The organism is Serratia sp. N21D137 (assembly GCF_047530005.1).
GTDB classification, from domain to species: domain Bacteria; phylum Pseudomonadota; class Gammaproteobacteria; order Enterobacterales; family Enterobacteriaceae; genus Chania; species Chania fonticola_B.
This window is the reverse complement of sequence record NZ_JBLJAJ010000015.1, coordinates 48,406-71,372: the sequence shown is the minus strand read 5'-3', so window position 1 is coordinate 71,372 and position 22,967 is coordinate 48,406. Positions and strand designations below refer to the sequence as shown.

Sequence of the window (22,967 nt, the reverse complement as noted above, 5' to 3'; positions counted from 1 at the left end):
TGACAACGTCACACTAAGCTTTCATCACCTCTCCTGCTAAATTACTGCTCGCCTTCCCGCTCGCCGATTTCCTGCTGCTCCTGCGGTGGAATGGTGAGTGGCCCAAACCAACGCTGAGTCAACCAACTGGCCAGGGTAACCAGCAACCAGCTAATGACAATCGCCATCGCCAGATCCCGCGGCCAATGCATGCCGAGCATCAGGCGGCTCGCCATCACGCCAAATGCCCAAATCATCAACACCGCTACGGTTTTATAATGCCGCCGCGGCCACAACAGCCCACCCCCCAGCAATGCCCACATAGCGGCAAACATCGTGTGGCCTGAAGGGAACGAGAAGCCAGTTTCAAACTGCCAGTGTTTACTCAACCATTCAGGTACCAGCGCCTGGTCCAGCAACTGCTCTTTGACCAGCGCGCTACGCTGCTTCCTGTCCAGCGAGTAGAAGTATTTTTCATCAATCTGATGGGTCGACTCCAGCCACACGACAAACGGCCGCGGTGCCTGTACCTGCTCTTTGATGGAAGATTTGATCGCCTGCCCAATCCCGATTGCCGCAGACAACAGGATGAACAGCCCTACCGCCGCTTTCAGCCGAAAGCGTAGACACCACAGAAACCAGGCCGACAGGATCAGGCTGGTGAGAATACCCCAGGGCGCAGTGACGGTTTCCGTTACCCAGAACAGCGCTTTTAACAGACCGTCATTACCGCCGGGTTGCCAGTGCCAGCCAAACAACCAGACCGCCAGCGGCAACAACATCAGCACAATCGCTCCACCCGCCGTGCGTTTTGCTATCTTTAACATCCCGTTATCCTTCCACTGTGGTTAACCCGCAGTGTAACAATCTTGATAACTCAGCAAAACAAGAGAAATTAGATAGATAACTGACCTATTGCAACAATAGGAGCGGTAAAACACCATATGCTGCTTTGCTGAGCACCGCTCGGCCACAAGTTATGGCAAAATAGCTGACAATGAATGAAATAGCGATCGTCGCCGTCTGTTTTAATGCTGGTCAGTCCCCTGTTCCAGTCGTAGGATGCACGCAGCGATTTGACAGGTAGTGTTTTTGGAGAGTGACATGCAGCTTAAACGTGTGGCGGAAGCCAAACTGCCAACACCATGGGGTGATTTTCTGATGGTGGGGTTCGAAGAACTGGCCACCGGGCACGATCATCTGGCACTGGTTTTCGGCGATATTACCGGCGAAACACCGGTCCTCTCACGGGTTCATTCCGAATGTCTGACCGGTGATGCGCTGTTCAGCCTGCGCTGTGACTGCGGTTTTCAGCTGGAAGCCGCGTTGGAACAGATCGCCGAGGAAGGCCGCGGCATTCTGCTGTATCACCGCCAGGAAGGCCGTAATATCGGTCTGTTGAACAAGATACGCGCCTATGCCTTGCAGGATAAAGGAGCGGACACGGTGGAAGCCAACCATCAGCTAGGCTTTGCCGCCGATGAGCGAGACTTCACCCTGTGCGCCGATATGTTCAAACTGCTGGGGGTGGATGCGGTGCGCCTGCTGACCAATAACCCGAAGAAGGTCGAGATCCTGAGCGAAGCGGGCATTAATATCTCCGAGCGCGTGCCGTTGATCGTCGGCCGTAACCCGAAGAACGAACGTTATCTGGCCACCAAGGCCGCTAAAATGGGCCACTTGCTGGACAAAAAATAACAACAAGGGCGCCTTTGGGCGCCCTTGTTCTCTCTACAGCATTTTACGGATAACGTAGTGCAGGATGCCGTCGTTCTGGTAATAAGTCAGCTCATTGCCGGTATCAATACGGCAACGGGTATTCACCACCACCTGCCGGCCATCGGCATAGGTGATATTGACCGGTACCGTCTGGCCGGGTTGCAACGCCTGCAAACCACTCACGTCGATCAGTTCCTCCCCCGTCAAACCCAGCGTTTTGCGCGTTATACCCTGCGGAAATTCCAACGGCAAGATGCCCATACCGATCAGGTTGGAACGGTGGATGCGCTCAAAGGATTCCGCGATCACCACTCGCACCCCCAATAAACGCGGGCCTTTGGCTGCCCAGTCGCGGCTGGAGCCAGAGCCATACTCTTTACCCGCAATCACCGCCAGTGGTACCTGCTCCTGCTGATACTGCATGGCGGCATCATAGATCGCCATCTGATTCTGCGAAGGTAGATGGCGGGTATAACCGCCCTCCACGCCCGGAACCATTTCGTTACGGATACGGATGTTGGCGAAAGTGCCCCGCATCATTACTTCATGGTTACCGCGGCGCGAACCGTAAGAGTTGAACTCTTTCACCTCGACACCACGTTCGCTCAGGTAGCGTCCCGCCGGGCTGTCACGCTTGATGTTGCCCGCAGGCGAGATATGGTCAGTGGTCACCGAGTCTGCCAGGATTGCCAGAATACGCGCGCCGCGAATGTCCTGCACCGGATCCGGTTGCGCCTTCATGGTACTGAAAAATGGCGGATGGCGAATATAGGTAGAGTCGGCTTGCCATTCGTAGGTCGCGGAACCGGTCACCTGGATCGCTTGCCAACTGGCATCGCCATCAAACACTGCACCATATTCCTTATGGAACATTTCGGTGCTGACTTCGGCCACGGCCTGGGCAATCTCCTGGCTGGTAGGCCAGATATCCTTCAGATAGACCGGTTTCCCGTCGCGACCTACGCCCAACGCATCTTTGGTCAGGTCAACCTTCATGTTACCTGCCAGCGCATAGGCAACCACCAGTGGCGGCGAAGCCAGCCAGTTGGTTTTTACCAGCGGATGGATGCGCCCTTCAAAGTTACGGTTACCGGACAGCACGGCCCCTACGGTGAGATCCCCTTCCTTGATCGCCTGCTCAATCGGCTCGGGCAACGGGCCAGAGTTACCAATACAGGTCGTACAACCATAGCCAACCAGGTTAAAGCCCAATTGTTCCAGGTACGGCGTCAGTTTGGCGCGGTCGAAGTATTCGGTCACCACTTTGGAACCCGGTGCCAGTGAGGTTTTCACCCAAGGCTTGGTCTTCAAACCCTTTTCAACGGCCTTTTTGGCCAACAGGCCAGCGGCCATCATCACGCTCGGGTTGGAGGTGTTGGTACAGGAGGTAATGGCTGCGATCACCACCGCACCAGCATTTAGCTCCAGGTTTTTGCCACCCAGCGTGAAGCTTTTCACTTCCTGCTTATCTTTCTGACCGCCAATTTCCAGCTCGGTCGCGGCGGTGAATGCTGTTGGCACCTGCGGTAGCGCGACGCGATCCTGCGGGCGTTTTGGCCCTGCCAGGCTTGCCTCAACCGTCGACATATCCAGCGACAGCGTGCTGGTAAACACCGGTTCATCGCCTGGATTGCGCCACATCCCCTGAGCCTTGGCATAGGCTTCCACCAATGCGATCTGCTCAGCGCTACGACCACTTAACTGCAGGTAGCTCAGCGTCACGTCATCCACCGGGAAGAAGCCACAGGTTGCCCCAAACTCTGGCGACATGTTGGCAATGGTTGCCCGGTCCGCCAGAGGTAAATCGGCCAGCCCATCACCATAAAACTCAACAAACTTGCCGACGACGCCATGCTTACGCAGCATTTGGGTGACCGTCAACACCAGGTCGGTGGCCGTAATCCCCTCAGGTAACTTACCGCTGAGTTTAAAGCCCACCACATCCGGGATCAGCATCGAGACCGGCTGGCCCAACATGGCAGCTTCGGCCTCAATACCGCCAACGCCCCAACCGAGGATACCAAGGCCGTTAATCATGGTGGTGTGGGAGTCGGTCCCCACCAGGGTATCGGGGTAAGCAATGCGTTGGCCATTCTCTTCGGTATGCCAAACGGTTTGCCCCAGATACTCCAGGTTCACCTGATGGCAGATGCCGGTGCCGGGTGGCACCACGCGGAAGCGGTTGAAGGCCTTTTGCCCCCAGCGCAGGAAGGTGTAGCGTTCGTGGTTGCGCTCCATTTCGATACGCACGTTTTCGCCAAAGGCGTCATCGTCGCCAAACTCATCGACAGTGACGGAGTGGTCAATAACCAGATCGACCGGTGACAGCGGATTCACCTGATCGACTTTCCCGCCCAGGCGCAGAACGGCCTCACGCATTGCCGCCAAATCCACCACGGCAGGCACGCCGGTGAAGTCCTGCATCAGCACCCGCGCCGGGCGATAAGCAATTTCGCGATCGGCATGGCCGGTTTGCAACCAGCCTACGATCGCCTTCAGATCGTCAACCTGTACCGTATCACCATCCACATGGCGCAACAGGTTTTCCAGTAACACTTTCATCGATTTCGGCAGCCGGTCAATATCCCCTAACTGTCTGGCCGCCAGTGGCAAACTGTAATAGTGATACTCACTACCCAGTGCTACCAGCTTATCCATACTCGTTTTACGAAGATCGGACGACATAGCTCCTCCATTTTTTATTATGTCAAACCAGGGTGATTTCTGAGGTGTTATTTAAAGATAACACAAACGCCATGTAACGTTTTGATAACAACACGTATTGATCATAACGATAGGCAAGAGCAATCAAAGGCGGGAAGCTACTGGTAGGTCAATGAGTTAGCAGGTATCAGACAATGGAAAACCGCCCTTCGGCGGTTTAAATGGTGTAATGCGGCTCAAGTTAACGGCCTATTTGGTCGGCAGTTTGATGTCCTTGAACATGGCTTCGATCTCATCATTGGTGCGTAAAGCCACGGCGGTATCGACCACGTCGCGCGTCAGATGCGGAGCGAAACGCTGGATAAAATCGTACATATAGCTGCGCAGGAAGGTACTGCGACGGAAACCGATCTTGGTGGTGCTATAGGTAAAGATATCGCGGGCATCCACCATCACCAAATCCGGATCCTGCACCGGATCGACCGCCATGCTGGCGATCACGCCAACCCCCAGCCCCAGGCGTACATAAGTCTTGATCACGTCGGCATCGGTAGCGGTAAATACGATGCGCGGCGTCAACCCCGCCCGGTTAAACGCAGTATCCAGCTCTGAGCGCCCGGTAAAGCCGAAGGTGTAGGTAACGATAGGATACTCGGCCAGCTCTTCAATGGTGATGTGGCTCTTTCCCGCTAAAGGATGATCGGGCTTCACTACTACCGCCCGGTTCCAGTGGTAGCACGGCAGCATGATTAAGTCGTCATACAGATGCAGTGCTTCGGTAGCGATGGCAAAGTCTGCCGAGCCTTTGGAAACCGCTTCGGCAATCTGCGTTGGCGAGCCCTGGTGCATATGCAGCGACACGCGCGGGTAACGCTCGATAAAGCCTTTGATCACATTGGGCAAGGCGTAGCGTGCCTGGGTATGGGTGGTTGCCACATACAGCGAACCTTTGTCAGGGTAAGTATGTTCCCCGGCAACGGCCTTGATGGCCTCCACTTTGGACAGCACTTCGCGAGCAATACGGATAATTTCCTGGCCAGCAGGCGTCACCTGGGTAAGGTGCTTGCCGCTACGGGCGAAAATCTGGATGCCGAGCTCATCCTCCAGCATCCTCACCTGCTTGCTGATACCCGGTTGCGAGGTATAGAGACCCTCAGCCGTGGAAGAGACGTTGAGGTTATGATTCACCACTTCTACGATGTAACGAAGCTGCTGCAATTTCATATTTGAATACCATCCTAGGTTAAAACACTGCGGCTTGCCGCAGCCAGGTATCTCGGTGTTGCCCGGTATGCTTAATTCTCACAAGCCTTAAACACAGTGATTTCGCCCAGATGCTGATGAAAACGCCGTTGCTAATAAGCTTTAATCATAAAAAACGTTTTTATATAACCATTATATCATGTCGCGCTACCAAGTATAGAGCCGCTTCACAAGATGATAACGATCTTTTCGCATGATTATCAACGCCGAGCCTTGCCGATAAAAATAAGAAAAAGCAGAGAAGAATAGATCCGCCAGCCGATTTTCGCCAATAAAAAACCAGCTCAGTGAGCTGGTTTTTTGCTGTTGCCTTGCGTACAGGTTACTTCTTGCCTTCAACCCATTTGCCATCAACGAAGAATGCGGACCAGCCGGTGGCCTTACCGTCTTTCTCTGATGAGACATACTGTTGCTTGGTTTTACGGCTGAAGCGCACCATCGTCTTGTTGCCTTCCGGATCGGCCACCGGCGCATCGGCCAGATAGCGCAATTTCTCCGGCAAACGATCTTTGAAGCGCAGCAACTCTTCCACTAACGGCGCACGGGTTTCGCGCGATTTAGGGAAGGTGTTGGCCGCCAGGAACACGCCTGCCGCCCCATCACGCAACACAAAGTAGGCGTCCGATTTCTCGCACGGCAACTCTGGCAGCGGGACCGGATCCTCTTTCGGCGGCGCAACTTCACCGCTGCGCAGGATCTTACGGGTGTTCTTGCAGTTTTCGTTGGTGCAGCCCATGTACTTGCCAAAGCGCCCCATTTTCAGGTGCATTTCGGAACCACATTTTTCACACTCAACGATCGGGCCGTCGTAACCTTTCAGGCGGAATTCGCCTTGCTCGATTTCGTAGCCGTCACAGGCCGGGTTGTTACCACACACGTGCAGCTTGCGCTGGTTGTCGATCAGGTAGCTGTCCATCGCGGTGCCGCACTTCTGGCAACGCTTACGGGCACGCAGGGCGTTGGTTTCTGCATCATCCCCTTCCAGGATGTTCAGCACTTCCGCTTCCGGCACCAGATTGATGGTGGTTTTACAGCGCTCTTTCGGCGTCAACGCATAACCGGAGCAACCAAGGAACACGCCGGTACTGGCGGTGCGGATACCCATTTTGCGGCCACAGGTCGGACAGTCAATGCTGGTCATCACCATCTGGTTCGGCCGCATACCGCCCTCTTCAGGGTCTTTCTCGGCGGTTTCCAGCTGCTCACTGAATTCGGCAAAGAATTCGTCCAGCACCGCTTTCCATTCCGCCTGGTTGTTGGCGACCTGGTCCAGGCCATTTTCCATGCGCGCGGTGAAGTCGTAATTCATCAGCTCACGGAAGTTTTCTTCCAGGCGGTCGGTGACGATCTCACCCATTTTTTCCGCGTAGAACCGGCGGCTCTCTACCCTCACATAGCCACGATCCTGAATGGTCGAGATGATCGAGGCGTAAGTAGATGGACGGCCAATTCCGCGTTTTTCCAATTCTTTAACCAGTGAAGCTTCACTGTAACGCGCCGGTGGCTTGGTAAAGTGCTGGCTCGGGATCAGCTTTTGCAGATCCAGCTCGCTGCCCACTTCCACAAACGGCAAGGTGCGATCTTCATCGCCCTTACGCAGCGCAGGCATCACCTTGGTCCAGCCATCGAAACGCAGCGTACGGCCTTTGGCACGCAGCAGGAAGTCGTCCGCTTTCACCGTCAGCGTGGTGGAGTCGTATTGCGCTGGTGTCATCTGACAGGCGACAAACTGACGCCAGATCAGCTGATACAGTTTCTGCGCATCCGCTTCCATATCTTTCAGCTGTTCAGCCAATACGCTGACATCGGAAGGACGGATCGCTTCGTGCGCTTCCTGGGAGTTTTCTTTGCTGCTGTATTGGTTAGGCGCCTTCGGCAGGTACTTGTCGCCGAAGTTGTCACCGATATAACCACGCACCATGTTGACCGCGTCCTGGCTCAGGTTGGTGGAGTCGGTACGCATATAGGTGATATGACCGGCTTCATACAAACGCTGCGCCATCATCATGGTTTTCTTCACGCCGAAGCTCAGGCGGGTACTGGCAGCCTGTTGCAGCGTGGAGGTGATAAACGGTGCACCCGGTTTGCTGCTGGTTGGCTTGTCTTCACGATCCAGCACCGTATAACGGGCTTTTTCCAGCAGGTTAAGCGCGGCATGGGTCTGCTCACGGTTAACCGGTTTGAACGGCTTATCGTGGGCGTGGGTGACTTCCATCTGCAGTGCAATTTCGCCTTTCGCCAGCAGATCGGCATGCAGTTCCCAGTATTCTTCGGGTACGAACGCCTTGATGTCGCGCTCACGCTCCACCACCAGCCGTACCGCAACGGACTGCACCCGGCCAGCAGACAGGCCACGGGCAATTTTTTTCCACAGCAGTGGCGACACCATGTAGCCCACCACGCGGTCCATAAAGCGACGCGCCTGCTGTGCGTTGACACGATCGATATTCAGCTCGCCTGGCGCTTGGAACGCCTGCTGGATCGCGTTTTTGGTGATTTCGTTAAACACCACGCGGCTAAAGCGCTTGTCGTCCCCACCGATCACTTCCCGCAGGTGCCAGGCGATGGCTTCCCCTTCGCGGTCAAGGTCGGTTGCGAGGTAAATGTGGTCAGCATTTTCGGCTAACGACTTTAACTCGGCGACCACTTTTTCCTTACCGGGCAAAATCTCATATTGCGCTTCCCACCCGTGGTAAGGATCGACGCCCATGCGATTGACCAGCGCGGTCTTTTCATCTTTCTTGACTTTCTTTTTGGCTTTGTCTTTGGTTTTGTCTTCGGTTGACTCAGCGCTCTTTTTGCTAGCTGAGCCACTGGTCGGCAAATCACGGATATGACCGACGCTGGACTTCACCACGTAGTCATTACCTAAATATTTATTAATAGTTTTGGCTTTTGCCGGGGACTCAACTATTACGAGAGCTTTGCCCATAATTACCTTTACCTGAATTTAATACTTCTAAAAAGAAGCCATTTGTCTCGCCGTACCGCGGCAATTCGTATCTCTTATTTATATTGCGGTACTCTGGCAAGAGATCAACCTGTTTTTTTCTAATGGTTGCCTAACTGGTCAACCTGAACGCATTTCACCAGCCTGACCTGTTCACGCCAAACCCCAGAAGCCAGGCCAGCTATGACCTGCGTTGAGCGTAAACAAATCCTTCCACCGGAAGCCGCAAAATCCCACACTCTACCTGATAACAAACGCGACGCAACTTAATTAGCGCGGAAAACCTCATTTCGCCACGGACGGTCAAATCACTGGCCGTCCAGACGGCAATTAAACCTTAGCTGGTTTGCGGATAAACGCGAACCCGCGCTAGAATACGTTCAGAATTTTCGCTAGCAGGAGAAATAAATGCGTAACAACACTCAACCCATCGAACGAGCAGATCTGCTTACTGAAGCAAATAACATCATCCGCCAACATGAAGATTATATGCACGGCATGGTGGCCACCGACGTTGAGCAGAAAGGCAGCGTGTTGGTTTTCCGCGGCGAGTTCTTTTTAGATCCCGAGGGTCTGCCAACGGCAAAAACCACCGCCGTATTTAATATGTTTAAGCACCTGGCTCATGTGCTTTCCGAGAAATACCATCTGGTGGGTTAACCATTAAAAACGGGGCCATCAGGCCCCGTGCATTCACCGATTTACCGGCTTACAACAGCGGTTTCTCACCGCGCTGCCACCAGCGCAACAGCAGACGATCGACACTCTCTGCCGCACTGCCGGTAAAGCGATCGATCAGGCGTTTTCGGCGGGCATAGCGTACCCCCACCACTTCATGGTTTTCCATCTCGGCAATCAGCAGATCGTCACTGGTGCCGACCGCGTCAACCAGCCCTTTATCTTTTGCCTGAGTGCCATACCAATGCTCACCGGTCGCGACCTCTTCGATAGCCAATGAAGGGCGTTGCTGATGAACAAACTGTTTGAACAACTCGTGGGTTTCGTTGAGATCTTCACGGAACTTTTCCCGCCCTTGTTCGGTATTCTCACCAAACAGGGTCAAGGTGCGTTTGAACTGGCCCGCGGTGTGCAATTCCACATCGATATTGCTCTTTTGCAGCAAGCGATGGAAGTTGGGGATCTGCGCAACCACGCCGATCGAACCAATGATGGCGAACGGTGCTGCCACAATGCGGTCGGCCACACAGGCCATCATGTAACCGCCGCTAGCCGCGACCTTATCCACCGCCACCGTCAGGCGGATACCCCCCTTGCGCAGACGCTCCAGTTGCGACGCTGCCAGACCATAGCCGTGCACCACCCCACCAGGGCTCTCCAAACGCAGCAACACCTCGTCCTTAGCCGTAGCTACTGCCAACACGGCAGAGATCTCTTCACGCAGTGAGCTGACCTCATGGGCATCCATGCTGCCCTTGAAGTCCAGTACATACAGGCAAGGTTTGACGGCCTCTACCGCACCGGCCTTGGCGCGCTGTTTTTTCAGCTTGTCGTCGGCCTTGTTCTGTTTTTTGAACTGCTTGCTCCAGGCCTTCTGCTCTGCCGCCCCCATGCGGGCAAGGCGCATTTCCCGCTGCATTTCACGATATTGCTCACCCAGGTCGGTAAGCTGTAGTTCCCCTTTCTGCTGGCTCTTGCGCTGCCCGAGGCTTACCGCCAGCAACGCCAGCGCGGCAATAGCAATCACCACCGTGGCAACTTTGGCCAGGAAAAGGCCATAAACAGATATAAACTCCACAGATACCGCCTTTATTTACAGTTTGTTAGTTGAGCGGGCGCAGCATGCAGCGCCCCTACGTACTTTTTAGCAAATGGCACCACGGCTGTCGCGCCTAAATGAAAATTCAGATTGATGAGCATACGGCACACCTCCGTGCTATGGGGTTGCCCGCAGCGATAACCAAGCCACTATTGTACCGTTTTTGTTACAAAAGAATGCCGTTTCTGTCGGTTACTCATTGAAAATGCGATCCATTTCAGGCATATAACAGACATTATTCATTAAATTACTGACAAAAATTCGCAGCGGATCGCCATTGTGGTTGAGCAACCCTGCTACTGCCAGCGATCCGCAATCCACCCAAGCTCCCAGCCATAGCGCGGGAGCCGCCAAACAGGCGCGAGGAATTATTGTGCATTACCAACCTAAACAGGATCTGCTCGAACAACGCATTATTCTGGTCACCGGGGCGGGCGACGGCATTGGTCGAGAGGCGGCGCTGACTTACGCTCGCTACGGCGCACAGCTAGTGCTTCTTGGCCGCACGGAAAGCAAACTGCAGGCCGTCCAGGCCGAAATTGCCGCCATCTCCAGCACCCCGACGCATATCGTAACGCTGGATTTGTTACACACCACGCCAGAGCAGTGCCAAACCCTGGCGGAAGACTTGGCCACCAAGGTGCCACGTCTGGACGGCGTATTGCAAAACGCAGGTTTGTTGGGCGACATCGCCCCAATGGCCGAGCTTTCGATGACCATGTGGAACGAAGTGATGCAGGTCAACGTGAATGCCACCTTCATGCTTACCCAGGCGCTGCTGCCGTTGCTGCTGAAATCCAATGCGGGATCGTTGGTGTTCACCAGCTCCAGCGTCGGTCGCACCGGCCGTGCTGGCTGGGGGGCCTATGCCGTTTCCAAGTTTGCTACCGAAGGGATGATGCAGGTATTGGCCGATGAGTATAAAAACCGTAACTTGCGGGTAAATTGCATCAATCCTGGCGGAACTCGTACCAAAATGCGCGCATCTGCATTCCCACAGGAAGATAAAAACAAGCTGAAAACACCGGCCGATATCATGCCGCTCTATCTGTATTTGATGGGCGATGACAGCCGCCGTAAAACCGGCATGAGCTTCGATGCTCAGCCCAACCGTAAACCCGGCGCTGCCGAATAAGGAAGCATTTAACATGGCTGAAGATCGTCACCAACAACGCCAGCAACGGCTGAAAGAACAGGTGGATGCCCGCATTGCCGCCGCGCAGGAAACCCGCGGTCTGTTGCTGGTCTTTACCGGCAATGGCAAAGGCAAGACCACCGCTGCATTTGGCACCGTCACTCGTGCCGTCGGCCACGGGATGAAGGCCGGAGTGATCCAGTTTATCAAAGGCCAGTGGCCCAACGGCGAGAAAAACCTGCTGCAACAGCACGGCGTGGAATTTCAGGTCATGGCAACCGGCTTTACCTGGGAAACCCAGGATCGGGAAAGCGATACCGCCGCCTGCCAGGCCGTCTGGCAACACGGTAAGCGGATGCTGGCCGACAGCAGCCTGGATCTAGTGCTGATGGACGAGTTGACCTATATGGTCACCTACGGCTATTTAGAGCTGTCAGAGGTGCTGGAAGCCCTTGAGCAGCGTCCTGCACACCAGACGGTGATTATCACCGGGCGTGGCTGTCATCGCGATTTGCTGGAGCTGGCGGATACCGTGACGGAGATGCGGCCGGTGAAGCACGCGTTTGAAGCGGGGATCAAGGCTCAGCAGGGTATTGACTGGTAACTGAATAACCCGTGGCCAAGCCAGAAGGCAAGGCCACGGTGATAAATTTAGCTACGCTTGGAAGACTTGGCCGGTTTACCCGGTTTGCTGCTACCTGGTGCGCCACGACGGCTGCCGGGAGCAACCTGGCTGTGACGTTTTACCGCACGGCGGATCTGATTGGCCTTCACACGACGGCGATCGCGTTCCACCGGCAGTTTGCTGACGGTTTCCGGCTGCAGTTCCACCAGCTCACGCAGATAGTTGATCGCTTTAAGATCCAGCTCGGTATAGCCGCCACGAGGTAGGCCTTTTGGCAGATCGATATCGCCGTAACGCACGCGGATCAAGCGGCTTACCTGCACGCCAACGGCTTCCCACAGGCGACGCACCTCACGGTTACGGCCTTCGGTCAGCGTGACGTTGTACCACTGGTTGATCCCTTCGCCACCCTGGAAGGTGATGGTGCGGAATGCCGCCGGGCCATCTTCCAATTGGACACCTTTGCTCAGTTGCTTGAGCTTTTCGTCGTCGATCTGGCCGAACACGCGCACGGCGTATTCGCGTTCAACTTCGCGGCTTGGGTGCATCAGGCGGTTAGCCAGTTCACCGTCAGTGGTAAACAGCAGCAAGCCTGAGGTATTCACGTCCAAACGCCCTACCGCTACCCAGCGAGAACCACGCAGTTTTGGTAGGCGATCGAAGACCGTTGGGCGACCTTCTGGATCGCTACGGGTACAGAGTTCACCTTCCGGCTTGTAATAAGCCAGCACGCGGCAAACCGCTTCTTCGGATTCTTTGATCGAGACAACATGACCGTCCAGGCGAATTTTCATCCCGGCGACCACTTCAACGCGGTCGCCCAGTTTGGCGATCTTGCCGTCGACGCTGATGCGACCTGCCTCAATCATGGTTTCTATTTCACGACGCGAGCCATGGCCAGCATTCGCTAATACTTTCTGTAACTTTTCGCTCATTGAGCAACCTCTAATGTCGCCTTCACAGGCGTCGGGGGGACTTTGCCGCCACTCTCAGCAAGGAGAGACGGCCGCAAAGATTAGCACTTGGTCAAAACCAACCGCTTATTATACAGGCTTTATCCCTCCTTGGCACTGACTTCGTCCGGCAGTTTAGCGGAAAGGCGCTGGATCGCCCGCCCCTTCACGGATCACTTCCGGGGAGGATTCGGTCAGGTCGATAACCGTGGTTGGCTGCTGGCCCAGGAAACCGCCGTGGATCACCAGATCCACCTGCTTGCCAAGGTGTTCGCTGATCTCTTCCGGATCGGATTCAGCAAAATCATTTCCTGGCAGCATTAGCGTGGTCGACATCATTGGCTCATTGAGCACTTCCAGCAATGCCAGAGCGATCGGGTTGGATGGCACGCGCAAACCGATGGTTTTACGCTTGTCATTCATCAGGCGACGAGGCACTTCTTTGGTCGCTTTCAGGATGAAGGTGTAATTGCCGGGCGTATTGTTCTTGATCAGGCGAAACGACGAATTGTCCACATAAGCATAGGTCGACAGCTCGGACAAATCGCGGCACATCAGCGTGAAGTTGTGGTTACCGTCCAACTGGCGAATGCGGCAGATACGCTCCAACGCCGTCTTCTCTTCAAGTTTGCAGCCCAGCGCGTAGCCAGAGTCTGTTGGATAGACGATCACGCCACCCTTGCGCAGCACCTCTACGGCCTGATTGACCAGGCGCGGCTGCGGGTTGTCCGGGTGAATATAAAATAGCTGGCTCATCTCTAACTCCTGAAAATGATGCACGCGCAAAACAACGCCCGCGTTAAATCAATCGACTAAGTTCTGTTGGGGCTGTGGCCAATCACGCCAAACCGGTTCAACACCGCCGGGTAACCACAGTTTGCGCCCCAACTCAATCCACGAACAGGGCTGATGGAAATCCGAACCCTGAGACGCCAATAATTGGTAGTCCTGCGCATATTTAGCCAACACCGTACGCTCATGGAGGGCTTGTTGACACTGCGCCACCTCCATCGCATCACCGCCGTGTTCGGCAAAATAGGCCAACAGACGTTTCAGCCATTTTGCCGTCAGATCGTAACGGCCCGGATGCGCCATCACCGCTTGGCCACCGGATTGATGAATGACATCAATGGCTTGTTCTATTGTACACCACTGTGGCGGAACATAGCCGATTTTCCCTTTGGCGAGATACTTCTTGAACACCTGCGCCATGTTGCCAGCTATGCCCTGCTGCACCAGAAAACGGGCAAAATGCCCTCTGGTAACCGCCCCATCCCCCGCCAGCAGTTGCGCTCCGGCATAGGCATCGGGAATGCGCGCTTTTGCTAACCGAACGCCGATTTCTTGCGCCCGCAGATTACGGCGCTCGGTCTGTTCGACCAGCAGCTGTAACAGCGCCGGATGGGTGATATCGAGCCCCAGCCCAACAATGTGGATCTCATGGTTTTCCCACAGCGTAGAAATCTCCACGCCGTTAACCAACTGCAAGGGCAAGGCAAGATCGGCTATCGCGGCCGCGGCCTCTGCCAATCCGTTGGTGGTGTCGTGATCGGTAATAGCCAGCACGCCAACGCGCATCTCAACGGCTCGCTGCACCAGTTGAGTCGGCGTTAAGTAACCGTCCGAAGCGGTGGTGTGGCTGTGGAGATCGTACAGGGTAAAAGCGGAGGATTGTGGGCTGCTGTCTGTCAAAAGGGATATCCTGCGATGGCTTGGCTTTCTATCATACCCGTTATGGTTGGCCGGACGGAAATCTATTCTGCCGATGGCGCTCCCGCCAGATTAACGATTCCACGCTGGCCGCTAACATATTGTGCAAAAAGAGAGTTGACATTGCCTCCTTGTTCCAGTTAACTAGTACACAAGTTCACGGCAATAACCGTGTTGGATGAAAATACAGAGAGCAACATGATGACTAAGCACACTTCTCTTCTTCGCTGGTGGCGTACTTCCCAATCAAGGGTCGAGTAATCACGCATACCTGTCATCTGACACTGCAGATTCCCTAGGCCCGCTCATTACAGCGGGCTTTTTTATGGACAAGATTTGACTGGAACTACCGAAGATGAACATCAAACCACAGCTCAAACTCCTCACGGCACAGGCCGGTTACCGCAGCGATCCGACGGCGATTTTTCATCAGCTGTGCGGCGCGCGCCCTGCCACCCTGTTGCTGGACTCGGCGGAAATCAACAGCAAGCAAAACCTGAAAAGCCTGCTGATTGTCGACAGTGCCCTGCGCATTACCGCCTTGGGCCGTAAGGTCAGCCTTCAGGCGTTGACCGCTAACGGTGCAGCCCTGCTGCCACTGTTGGATGAAGCCTTGCCTGCCGACGTTCAAATCCAGGCTCGGCCTAACGGCCGTGAGCTAACCTTCCCAGCAATTGATACGGTACAAGACGAAGATGCACGCCTGCGTTCACTGTCGGTGTTTGATGCATTGCGCACGATGCTGACGCTGGTCGACGCCCCAGCCGATGAGCGTGAAGCTATGCTGCTCGGTGGCCTGTTTGCCTATGACCTGGTGGCCGGGTTTGAAGACCTGCCAGAGCTGCGCCAAGACCAACGCTGCCCGGACTTCTGTTTCTACCTGGCGGAAACGCTGCTGGTGCTGGATCACCAGCGCGGTGTGGCCCGTTTGCAAGCCAGCGTATTTACCGGTGACCACGCTGAAACTCTGCGTTTGCAGCAGCGTCTCCAACAGCTTCAGGTGCAATTGCAACAAACTCCAATCGCCATTCCTCATCAAAAACTGGAAGACATGCAGCTAAGCTGCAATCAGAGCGATGAAGAGTACGGCGCGGTGGTCAGCCAGTTGCAGCAGGCGATCCGTCACGGCGAGATTTTCCAGGTAGTGCCTTCTCGTCGCTTCTCCCTGCCTTGCCCTAACCCGCTGGCGGCTTACCAGACGCTGAAGGAAAACAATCCAAGCCCTTACATGTTCTTTATGCAGGACGACGAGTTCACGCTGTTCGGTGCCTCGCCGGAAAGCGCGCTGAAATATGAAGCTACCAGCCGTCAAATCGAAATTTACCCGATCGCCGGTACTCGTCCTCGCGGACGCCGCGCCGACGGTTCGCTGGATCTGGATCTCGACAGCCGTATCGAACTGGAAATGCGTACCGACCATAAAGAGCTGGCGGAACACCTGATGCTGGTCGATCTGGCCCGCAACGATCTGGCCCGTATTTGTGAGGCTGGCAGCCGCTACGTTGCCGACCTGACCAAAGTAGACCGTTACTCATTCGTGATGCACCTGGTTTCCCGCGTGGTCGGCAAGCTGCGTGGCGATCTCGACGTGCTGCATGCCTATCAGGCCTGTATGAATATGGGCACGCTGAGCGGCGCCCCGAAAGTACGCGCCATGCAGCTGATTGCCGCCTCTGAAGGCACCCGTCGTGGCAGCTACGGCGGTGCCGTGGGCTACTTTACCGCTCACGGCGATCTCGATACCTGTATTGTCATTCGTTCCGCGTATGTTGAGGACGGTATTGCCACCGTGCAGGCCGGTGCCGGTGTGGTGCTGGACTCCGTTCCGCAGGCAGAAGCCGATGAAACCCGTAACAAGGCACGTGCCGTGCTGCGTGCCATCGCCAGCGCGCACCAGGCCAAGGAGATTTTCTAATGGCCGATATCTTACTGCTCGACAACGTCGACTCCTTTACTTACAACCTGGTCGATCAACTGCGTGCCAGCGGTCATCAGGTAGTCATTTATCGTAACCAGATTGCCGCCGAGATCATCATCGCGCGCCTGCAACAGATGGAGCAGCCTATTTTAATGCTGTCCCCAGGCCCTGGTACTCCAGCCGACGCTGGTTGTATGCCAGAGCTGTTGCAACGCCTGCGCGGCCAGATGCCAATCATCGGGATCTGTCTCGGCCATCAGGCGATTGTGGAAGCCTATGGCGGCCACGTTGGCCAGGCCGGTGAGATTTTGCACGGCAAGGCTTCTTCCATTACTCACGATAACCAGGGGATGTTTGCCGGTATGGCCAACCCGCTGCCGGTCGCCCGCTATCACTCGCTGGTCGGCAGCAATATCCCTGAAGGGCTGACCGTCAATGCTCGCTTCGGCGACATGGTGATGGCAGTGCGTCACGATGAACACCGCGTATGTGGTTTCCAATTCCATCCAGAATCCATTCTGACCACCCAAGGCGCGCGTTTGCTTGAGCAGACGTTGGCCTGGGCGTTGGCGAAATAATCAAGGGGAACCGACTATGCAACCTATTCTTGAAAAACTGTATCGCTCGGAGTCGATGAGCCAGGAAGAAAGCCAGCAGTTATTCAGCGCTATCGTGCGCGGTGAGCTGGAACCTAGCCAACTGGCAGCGGCATTGATCAGCATGAAGATCCGCGGTGAGCACCCGGAAGAAATCGCCGGAGCTGCCAAGGCGCTCTTGGCCGATGCTCTACCGTTCCCACGCCCGGACTATGCCTTCGCGGATATCGTCGGCACCGGCGGTGACGGCACCAACAGCATCAATATCTCCACGGCCAGCGCTTTTGTTGCCGCAGCCTGTGGGGTCAAGGTGGCCAAGCACGGCAACCGCAGCGTCTCCAGCCGTTCCGGTTCATCCGATCTGTTGGCCGCCTTCGGGATCCGTCTGGATCTGCCTGCGGAAGAATCCCGCAAGGCTTTGGATGAACTGGGCGTATGTTTCCTGTTTGCGCCGCAGTATCACACCGGTTTTCGCCATGCGATGCCGGTACGCCAACAGTTGAAGACCCGCACGGTGTTCAACGTACTCGGGCCGTTGATTAACCCGGCTCGCCCACCGTTGGCGTTGATTGGGGTCTACAGCCCGGAGTTGGTGCTGCCAATCGCCCAAACCCTGCGCGTATTGGGTTATCAGCGCGCCGCCGTCGTGCACGGTGGCGGTATGGATGAAGTGGCGATCCACACCACCACTCACGTCGCCGAGCTGAATGACGGCGAAATTGAAAGTTATCAGCTGACACCTAAATCTTTTGGGTTGGACAGCTACCCGCTGGGCTCCCTGCTGGGAGGGTCGCCGGAAGAAAACCGTGACATTCTGGCAAGGTTGTTACAAGGTAAAGGTGAGCCAGCGCACGCCGCGGCGGTCGCCGCCAACGTCGCACTGTTGCTGAAACTATTCGGACAGGAAGACCTGCGCCAGAACGCGCAGCAGGCATTGGAAATGATCCACAGTGGGCAGGCTTACCAGCGTGTCACTGCTTTGGCAGCAAGAGGATAAATGATGCAGGAAACCGTGCTCAACAAGATTGTTCGTGACAAGGCGCAGTGGGTCGCGGCACGTAAGCAACAACAGCCATTAGCCAGCTTTCAAAACGAAATCGTGCCAAGCGAGCGTAGCTTTTATCATGCGCTACAAGGCGCCAGAACGGCATTTATTCTCGAATGCAAAAAAGCCTCTCCTTCCAAGGGGCTGATCCGCGAGAATTTTGACCCGGTGGAAATCGCCTCGGTGTATAAGGACTTCGCCTCGGCGATCTCGGTGCTGACCGATGAGCAATACTTCCAGGGCAGCTTCGATTTTCTGCCGCTGGTGAGTAAAACCGTGACCCAGCCGGTGCTGTGTAAGGACTTTATGATCGACCCTTACCAAATCTATCTGGCACGTCACTACCAGGCCGACGCCATTCTGTTGATGCTGTCAGTGCTCGATGACGAACAGTACCGCCAACTTGCTGCGGTGGCACACAGCCTGAATATGGGCGTGCTGACCGAAGTGATAAGCGAAGAAGAATTACAGCGTGCGGTACAGCTGGAAGCCAAAGTGATTGGCATCAACAACCGCGATCTGCGCGATCTGTCTATCGATCTGGATCGCACCCGCACCCTGGCTCCAAAAGTGCCACATGGCGTGACGGTGATCAGCGAGTCCGGCATCAATAACTATCGCCAGATCCGTGAACTCAGCCGCTATGCCAACGGTTTTCTGATCGGTAGCGCATTGATGTCGGAGGCCAACCTGCGCAGCGCGGTACGCCGCGTGATCCTCGGTGACAACAAAGTCTGTGGCCTGACCCGGCCGCAAGATGCCGCCGCCGCTTATCAGGCGGGTGCCAACTACGGCGGTCTGATCTTCGTTGGCCGTTCCCCACGTAACGTGGACATTGCCCGCGCCAGGGAAGTGATCGCCGGAGCGCCGTTGAAATACGTGGGTGTTTTCTGTGATGCGCCCATCGCTACGGTAGCGCAAACTGCTGAGCGCCTTGGTCTGTATGCGGTGCAACTGCACGGAGCGGAAGACCAAGCTTATATTAACGCCCTGCGCGCCGAGCTGCCTGCCACCTGTCAGATCTGGAAAGCCTTGAGCGTAAAAGACAGCCTGCCTGCTCGGGATCTGCAACAGGTCGATCGTTACCTGCTGGATAACGGCGCTGGCGGTACCGGAGTTCGCTTTGACTGGTCGGTGTTGCAGGGCCAAACGCTGGACAACGTGATGCTGGCTGGCGGCCTGAGTGCAGACAACTGCCTAGATGCGGCCCAACTGGGCTGTGCGGGCCTCGATTTCAACTCTGGCGTAGAGAGCCAACCCGGCATCAAAGATGCCGAGCGTCTCGCGGCGGTGTTCCAGACCCTGCGCGCCTACTGATTGCGAACCTCATTTAACGGATAATAACGGGAAAAATAATGACGCTGCTTAACCCTTACTTCGGCGAATTTGGCGGTCAGTACGTGCCGCAAATTTTGATGCCAGCCCTGAAACAACTGGAAGAAGCCTTCGTCAGCGCCCAGCGTGACCCTGAGTTCCAGGCAGAGTTTATCGATCTGCTAAAAAACTATGCGGGCCGCCCAACGGCACTGACGCTGTGCAAAAACCTGACTGCCGGTAGCAAAACCAAACTCTACCTAAAGCGTGAAGATCTGCTGCACGGCGGTGCCCATAAGACCAACCAGGTATTGGGCCAGGCGCTGCTTGCCAAACGCATGGGCAAAACCGAGATCATCGCGGAAACCGGCGCTGGCCAACACGGTGTGGCCTCTGCGCTGGCGTGCGCCCTGCTCGGTCTGAAATGCCGTATCTACATGGGTGCCAAGGACATTGAACGCCAGTCACCTAACGTATTCCGTATGCGCCTGATGGGGGCTGAAGTGATCCCGGTGCACAGCGGTTCTTCCACGCTGAAAGATGCCTGTAACGAAGCGCTGCGCGACTGGTCTGGCTCTTACGATAAGGCCCACTACATGCTGGGCACTGCCGCAGGCCCACACCCGTTCCCGACCATAGTGCGTGAATTCCAACGCATGATCGGTGAAGAAACCAAAGCTCAGGTGCTGGAGCGTGAAGGCCGTCTGCCGGATGCCGTATTGGCCTGCGTTGGCGGTGGTTCCAACGCCATCGGCATGTTTGCCGACTTTATCGATGATGACAGCGTTGGCCTGATCGGCGTTGAACCCGCTGGCCTGGGGATCGAAACCGGCCAGCATGGTGCGCCGCTGAAACATGGCAAGGTGGGGATTTACTTCGGGATGAAATCGCCGATGATGCAAACCTCTGAAGGCCAGATCGAGGAGTCTTACTCGATTTCCGCCGGTTTGGACTTCCCTTCCGTTGGCCCGCAACACGCCTATCTGAACAGCATCGGCCGCGCAGAATACGTGTCGATCACCGATGATGAAGCGCTGGAGGCTTTCAAAGCGCTTTCCCGCCACGAAGGAATTATCCCGGCGTTGGAGTCTTCCCATGCCCTCGCACACGCGCTGAAAATGATCCGTGAAGAGCCGCAGAAAGAACAGATCCTGGTGGTTAACCTGTCCGGCCGCGGCGACAAAGACATATTTACCGTTCACGACATTCTGAAAGCACGGGGAGAAATCTGATGGAACGTTATCAGCAACTGTTCAAACGGTTGGAAAATAATAAAGAAGGCGCCTTCGTGCCGTTTGTCACCCTCGGCGACCCAAACCCGACGCTATCGTTACAGATTATCGATACGCTGGTGGAGAACGGTGCAGATGCCTTGGAGTTAGGGATCCCCTTCTCTGATCCGTTGGCCGATGGCCCAACCATTCAAAGTGCAGCACTGCGTGCTTTCGCTTCTGGCGTTACGCCAACGCACTGTTTTGAAATGCTGACGGCAATCCGCCAGAAGCACCCTGATATTCCGATTGGCCTGCTGATGTACGCCAACCTGGTGTTCCACGGCGGCATTGACGCATTTTATCAGCGCTGCGCGCAGGCCGGTGTAGATTCGGTATTGATCGCGGACGTACCTTTCGAGGAGTCCGCACCTTTCCGCGCGGCAGCAACTCGCCACGGCATCGCGCCAATCTATATCTGCCCACCAAATGCGGATGAGGATTTACTGCGTGAAATCTCGTCCCACGGCCGGGGTTACACTTACCTGCTGTCACGCGCAGGAGTAACCGGGACGGAAAGCCGGGCGCAGTTACCGCTGCACCACCTGGTCAATAAGCTGCGCGAGTATCATGCGGCGCCACCGCTGCAAGGCTTTGGCATCTCTGAACCTTCACAGGTCAAGGATGCGTTGCAAGCCGGGGCCGCCGGGGCAATCTCCGGTTCGGCAATTGTTAAGATCATCGAACAGAATCAGGCACAACCGGCAGAAATGCTGGCCAAGCTGGGCAAGTTTGTACGTGAAATGAAAGCCGCTACCCGCGTTTAATCTCCCGCTCTCAATCACCGGATACTACGAAAGTATCCGGTGATAACACATTGTTTAGCCTCATTCTTGCCAAAGATATTTTTGCAAACAATTTGAACAAACCAGCAACCTGCCCCACAATCATATTTGCCGCTAAATATTCAGTGGCTCAGTGCATACGATTTCGTTAGCTGATTGAAATCAGCGTTTAATTTCAACAATAACATTTGCAAGGAGAGTCATTTATGAAGCTATTTAAAACCCTTTCGGCGCTGTGCATGGCAGCTATTTTGGCGATGGCAGTTTCTGCCTGTGCTCCAACGGCAAAATCAGAAGGGACTGGCGGTTATATTGACGATACGGTCATCACTACCAAGGTGAAGTCAGCACTGCTGGCGGATAAAACCATCAAATCCACCGAGATTAGCGTCGAGACCTTTAAAGGCAAGGTTCAGTTAAGCGGTTTCGTCAGCTCTAGCGCCGATGCCAATCGCGCCGTTCAGGTGACTCGCGGCGTGGCAGGGGTTAAATCTGTCGAAAATGATATGCGCATTAAATAACTAAAGAGGGAGGCGCCGAACAGCGCCTCCTTTACTGCTGGCTTAGAAGCGGTAGCCTGCACCAAACATAAAGACAAATGGGTCCAGACGAGTGTCAATACTCTGATGTTGATCGCCAGCGTCGAAGCGTACCTTGGTTTCGATATTCATCCACCAAAGCGACATGTTCAACATCCAGTGCTCATCCAGGTTGTAATCCAGACCCGCCTGCCCGGCTACGCCCCAGGAATTTTTCAGATCCAGGTTGCTTAAACCCGCATCCTTGCCGTTGTCGTTGAATTTCTCGTCGAAGAACATGGTGTAGTTCACACCGATCCCCAGGTATGGACGCAGCTTGTCTTGCTTGTCGCCAAAGTAGTACTGCGCCATCAGCGTTGGTGGCAGTTGACGAACGGTTGCAATATCCCCGTTGACCGCTGGGCCACCCAGAGAAACTTTATGGCGGAACGGCGTTGCAGCCAGTAACTCGACGCCGATATTGTCCGTCACCATATAGCCAAAAGTCAGACCCAATTGGGTGTTGTTATTGGCGTTGAACGATCCTTGGCCTAAAACGTTGTCCGAACCTGCATTAGGACGAACTGTTGCAGTCCCTGCACGGAACAGGAAATCACCCGCTTGATGCGCGCTTGCTACCATAGGAGCCATCAGAGCCCCTAACACCACCAGAGTTGTCTTTTTCATTATCCATTCCATTTGTGTGGTTTACAGTCCCGATGAATATACCTATTAACAGGTATTT

Annotated in this window: 20 protein-coding genes and 1 other annotated feature; of the genes, 11 read left to right on the top strand and 9 right to left on the bottom strand. The window is 55.1% G+C overall.

Annotated elements, in window-relative coordinates; translation table 11 throughout:
• Positions 1-41 precede the first annotated feature (41 nt).
• Positions 42-806, bottom strand: coding sequence for a phosphatidylglycerophosphatase B (pgpB, locus tag ACMV5H_RS13670; protein WP_414821977.1), 765 nt, complete (start codon positions 804-806; stop codon positions 42-44).
• A gap of 277 nt (positions 807-1,083) precedes the next feature.
• On the opposite strand from pgpB, the gene ribA reads away from it, so the two are divergent.
• Positions 1,084-1,677 carry a GTP cyclohydrolase II gene (gene ribA / locus ACMV5H_RS13665; protein ID WP_021182092.1) on the top strand — a complete coding sequence of 198 codons (594 nt, stop codon included), beginning with the start codon at positions 1,084-1,086 and terminating at the stop codon, positions 1,675-1,677.
• Positions 1,678-1,710: 33 nt separating this feature from the next.
• Here ribA and acnA read toward each other — a convergent pair whose 3' ends face one another.
• The 3 genes from acnA to topA all read right to left on the bottom strand — a co-directional run bounded on the left by acnA (position 1,711) and on the right by topA (position 8,557).
• Complete coding sequence (gene acnA / locus ACMV5H_RS13660) at positions 1,711-4,383, bottom strand: aconitate hydratase AcnA (protein WP_414821976.1); 2,673 nt, start codon at positions 4,381-4,383, stop codon at positions 1,711-1,713.
• Positions 4,384-4,611: 228 nt separating this feature from the next.
• Positions 4,612-5,586, bottom strand: a complete 975-nt coding sequence (cysB, locus tag ACMV5H_RS13655; RefSeq protein WP_021181263.1) for an HTH-type transcriptional regulator CysB — start codon at positions 5,584-5,586, stop codon at positions 4,612-4,614.
• A gap of 361 nt (positions 5,587-5,947) precedes the next feature.
• Positions 5,948-8,557 carry a type I DNA topoisomerase gene (topA, locus tag ACMV5H_RS13650; protein ID WP_021181262.1) on the bottom strand — a complete coding sequence of 870 codons (2,610 nt, stop codon included), beginning with the start codon at positions 8,555-8,557 and terminating at the stop codon, positions 5,948-5,950.
• Positions 8,558-8,983: 426 nt separating this feature from the next.
• Here topA and ACMV5H_RS13645 point away from each other — a divergent pair, with 426 nt between their 5' ends.
• Positions 8,984-9,235: a YciN family protein gene (locus tag ACMV5H_RS13645; RefSeq protein WP_021806572.1), complete on the top strand. Its 252-nt coding sequence runs from the start codon at positions 8,984-8,986 to the stop codon at positions 9,233-9,235.
• 49 nt (positions 9,236-9,284) lie between these two features.
• Here ACMV5H_RS13645 and sohB read toward each other — a convergent pair whose 3' ends face one another.
• On the bottom strand, positions 9,285-10,331 hold the full coding sequence (sohB, locus tag ACMV5H_RS13640; RefSeq protein WP_021806573.1) for a protease SohB: 1,047 nt from the start codon (positions 10,329-10,331) through the stop codon (positions 9,285-9,287).
• A 394-nt stretch (positions 10,332-10,725) separates the two neighbouring features.
• Between sohB and ACMV5H_RS13635 the strand changes: the two genes are divergently transcribed.
• Together ACMV5H_RS13635 and cobO are read left to right on the top strand one after the other, a co-directional pair.
• Positions 10,726-11,487 carry a YciK family oxidoreductase gene (locus ACMV5H_RS13635; protein ID WP_115158868.1) on the top strand — a complete coding sequence of 254 codons (762 nt, stop codon included), beginning with the start codon at positions 10,726-10,728 and terminating at the stop codon, positions 11,485-11,487.
• 13 nt (positions 11,488-11,500) lie between these two features.
• On the top strand, positions 11,501-12,091 hold the full coding sequence (gene cobO, locus ACMV5H_RS13630; protein ID WP_021806577.1) for a cob(I)yrinic acid a,c-diamide adenosyltransferase: 591 nt from the start codon (positions 11,501-11,503) through the stop codon (positions 12,089-12,091).
• Between the two features lie 47 nt (positions 12,092-12,138).
• Here cobO and rluB read toward each other — a convergent pair whose 3' ends face one another.
• From rluB to rnm, 3 genes are all read right to left on the bottom strand, one after another.
• The gene (gene rluB, locus ACMV5H_RS13625; protein ID WP_024486388.1) at positions 12,139-13,047 is read right to left on the bottom strand and encodes a 23S rRNA pseudouridine(2605) synthase RluB; all 909 of its coding nucleotides are present in this window, start codon (positions 13,045-13,047) and stop codon (positions 12,139-12,141) included.
• Positions 13,048-13,200: 153 nt separating this feature from the next.
• A complete protein-coding gene (locus ACMV5H_RS13620; RefSeq protein WP_021181255.1) occupies positions 13,201-13,821 on the bottom strand; it encodes an L-threonylcarbamoyladenylate synthase in 621 nt (206 codons plus the stop codon).
• 48 nt (positions 13,822-13,869) lie between these two features.
• Positions 13,870-14,757: an RNase RNM gene (rnm, locus tag ACMV5H_RS13615; protein ID WP_179251665.1), complete on the bottom strand. Its 888-nt coding sequence runs from the start codon at positions 14,755-14,757 to the stop codon at positions 13,870-13,872.
• A gap of 240 nt (positions 14,758-14,997) precedes the next feature.
• Positions 14,998-15,102, top strand: a sequence feature (Trp leader region).
• Between the two features lie 28 nt (positions 15,103-15,130).
• On the opposite strand from rnm, the gene ACMV5H_RS13610 reads away from it, so the two are divergent.
• The 7 genes from ACMV5H_RS13610 to ACMV5H_RS13580 all read left to right on the top strand — a co-directional run bounded on the left by ACMV5H_RS13610 (position 15,131) and on the right by ACMV5H_RS13580 (position 22,225).
• Positions 15,131-16,690: an anthranilate synthase component 1 gene (locus tag ACMV5H_RS13610; protein WP_209527069.1), complete on the top strand. Its 1,560-nt coding sequence runs from the start codon at positions 15,131-15,133 to the stop codon at positions 16,688-16,690.
• On the top strand, positions 16,690-17,271 hold the full coding sequence (locus ACMV5H_RS13605; RefSeq protein ID WP_021806581.1) for a glutamine amidotransferase-related protein: 582 nt from the start codon (positions 16,690-16,692) through the stop codon (positions 17,269-17,271). Before ACMV5H_RS13610 ends, ACMV5H_RS13605 begins: the two co-directional genes overlap by 1 nt.
• A gap of 16 nt (positions 17,272-17,287) precedes the next feature.
• On the top strand, positions 17,288-18,286 hold the full coding sequence (gene trpD, locus ACMV5H_RS13600; protein WP_021181251.1) for an anthranilate phosphoribosyltransferase: 999 nt from the start codon (positions 17,288-17,290) through the stop codon (positions 18,284-18,286).
• Between the two features lie 3 nt (positions 18,287-18,289).
• Entirely contained in the window at positions 18,290-19,651 is a 1,362-nt protein-coding gene (trpCF, locus tag ACMV5H_RS13595; protein ID WP_179247624.1) for a bifunctional indole-3-glycerol-phosphate synthase TrpC/phosphoribosylanthranilate isomerase TrpF, read from the top strand.
• Positions 19,652-19,689: 38 nt separating this feature from the next.
• Positions 19,690-20,880 carry a tryptophan synthase subunit beta gene (gene trpB, locus ACMV5H_RS13590; RefSeq protein ID WP_021806583.1) on the top strand — a complete coding sequence of 397 codons (1,191 nt, stop codon included), beginning with the start codon at positions 19,690-19,692 and terminating at the stop codon, positions 20,878-20,880.
• Positions 20,880-21,686 carry a tryptophan synthase subunit alpha gene (trpA, locus tag ACMV5H_RS13585; protein WP_059200957.1) on the top strand — a complete coding sequence of 269 codons (807 nt, stop codon included), beginning with the start codon at positions 20,880-20,882 and terminating at the stop codon, positions 21,684-21,686. Before trpB ends, trpA begins: the two co-directional genes overlap by 1 nt.
• A 224-nt stretch (positions 21,687-21,910) precedes the next feature.
• Positions 21,911-22,225, top strand: a complete 315-nt coding sequence (locus tag ACMV5H_RS13580) for a BON domain-containing protein (RefSeq protein WP_021806585.1) — start codon at positions 21,911-21,913, stop codon at positions 22,223-22,225.
• Positions 22,226-22,267: 42 nt separating this feature from the next.
• Here the strand turns inward: ACMV5H_RS13580 and ompW are convergent, their stop codons facing one another.
• Positions 22,268-22,909 (bottom strand): outer membrane protein OmpW, encoded by a 642-nt coding sequence (gene ompW, locus ACMV5H_RS13575; protein WP_021806586.1) that lies wholly within the window; start codon positions 22,907-22,909, stop codon positions 22,268-22,270.
• Positions 22,910-22,967 lie beyond the last annotated feature (58 nt).

Excerpts from the sequence above, each read along its gene's own strand:
- cobO (WP_021806577.1), top strand. The coding sequence starts at position 11,501 with ATGGCTGAAGATCGTCACCAACAACGCCAGCAACGGCTGAAAGAACAG.
- ACMV5H_RS13580 (WP_021806585.1), top strand. The coding sequence starts at position 21,911 with ATGAAGCTATTTAAAACCCTTTCGGCGCTGTGCATGGCAGCTATTTTG.
- trpCF (WP_179247624.1), top strand. The coding sequence starts at position 18,290 with ATGCAGGAAACCGTGCTCAACAAGATTGTTCGTGACAAGGCGCAGTGG.
- ACMV5H_RS13620 (WP_021181255.1), bottom strand. The coding sequence starts at position 13,821 with ATGAGCCAGCTATTTTATATTCACCCGGACAACCCGCAGCCGCGCCTG.
- rluB (WP_024486388.1), bottom strand. The coding sequence starts at position 13,047 with ATGAGCGAAAAGTTACAGAAAGTATTAGCGAATGCTGGCCATGGCTCG.
- trpA (WP_059200957.1), top strand. The coding sequence starts at position 20,880 with ATGGAACGTTATCAGCAACTGTTCAAACGGTTGGAAAATAATAAAGAA.
- trpB (WP_021806583.1), top strand. The coding sequence starts at position 19,690 with ATGACGCTGCTTAACCCTTACTTCGGCGAATTTGGCGGTCAGTACGTG.
- topA (WP_021181262.1), bottom strand. The coding sequence starts at position 8,557 with ATGGGCAAAGCTCTCGTAATAGTTGAGTCCCCGGCAAAAGCCAAAACT.
- ompW (WP_021806586.1), bottom strand. The coding sequence starts at position 22,909 with ATGAAAAAGACAACTCTGGTGGTGTTAGGGGCTCTGATGGCTCCTATG.
- ACMV5H_RS13610 (WP_209527069.1), top strand. The coding sequence starts at position 15,131 with ATGAACATCAAACCACAGCTCAAACTCCTCACGGCACAGGCCGGTTAC.
- ribA (WP_021182092.1), top strand. The coding sequence starts at position 1,084 with ATGCAGCTTAAACGTGTGGCGGAAGCCAAACTGCCAACACCATGGGGT.
- cysB (WP_021181263.1), bottom strand. The coding sequence starts at position 5,586 with ATGAAATTGCAGCAGCTTCGTTACATCGTAGAAGTGGTGAATCATAAC.
- ACMV5H_RS13605 (WP_021806581.1), top strand. The coding sequence starts at position 16,690 with ATGGCCGATATCTTACTGCTCGACAACGTCGACTCCTTTACTTACAAC.
- acnA (WP_414821976.1), bottom strand. The coding sequence starts at position 4,383 with ATGTCGTCCGATCTTCGTAAAACGAGTATGGATAAGCTGGTAGCACTG.
- trpD (WP_021181251.1), top strand. The coding sequence starts at position 17,288 with ATGCAACCTATTCTTGAAAAACTGTATCGCTCGGAGTCGATGAGCCAG.
- ACMV5H_RS13645 (WP_021806572.1), top strand. The coding sequence starts at position 8,984 with ATGCGTAACAACACTCAACCCATCGAACGAGCAGATCTGCTTACTGAA.
- pgpB (WP_414821977.1), bottom strand. The coding sequence starts at position 806 with ATGTTAAAGATAGCAAAACGCACGGCGGGTGGAGCGATTGTGCTGATG.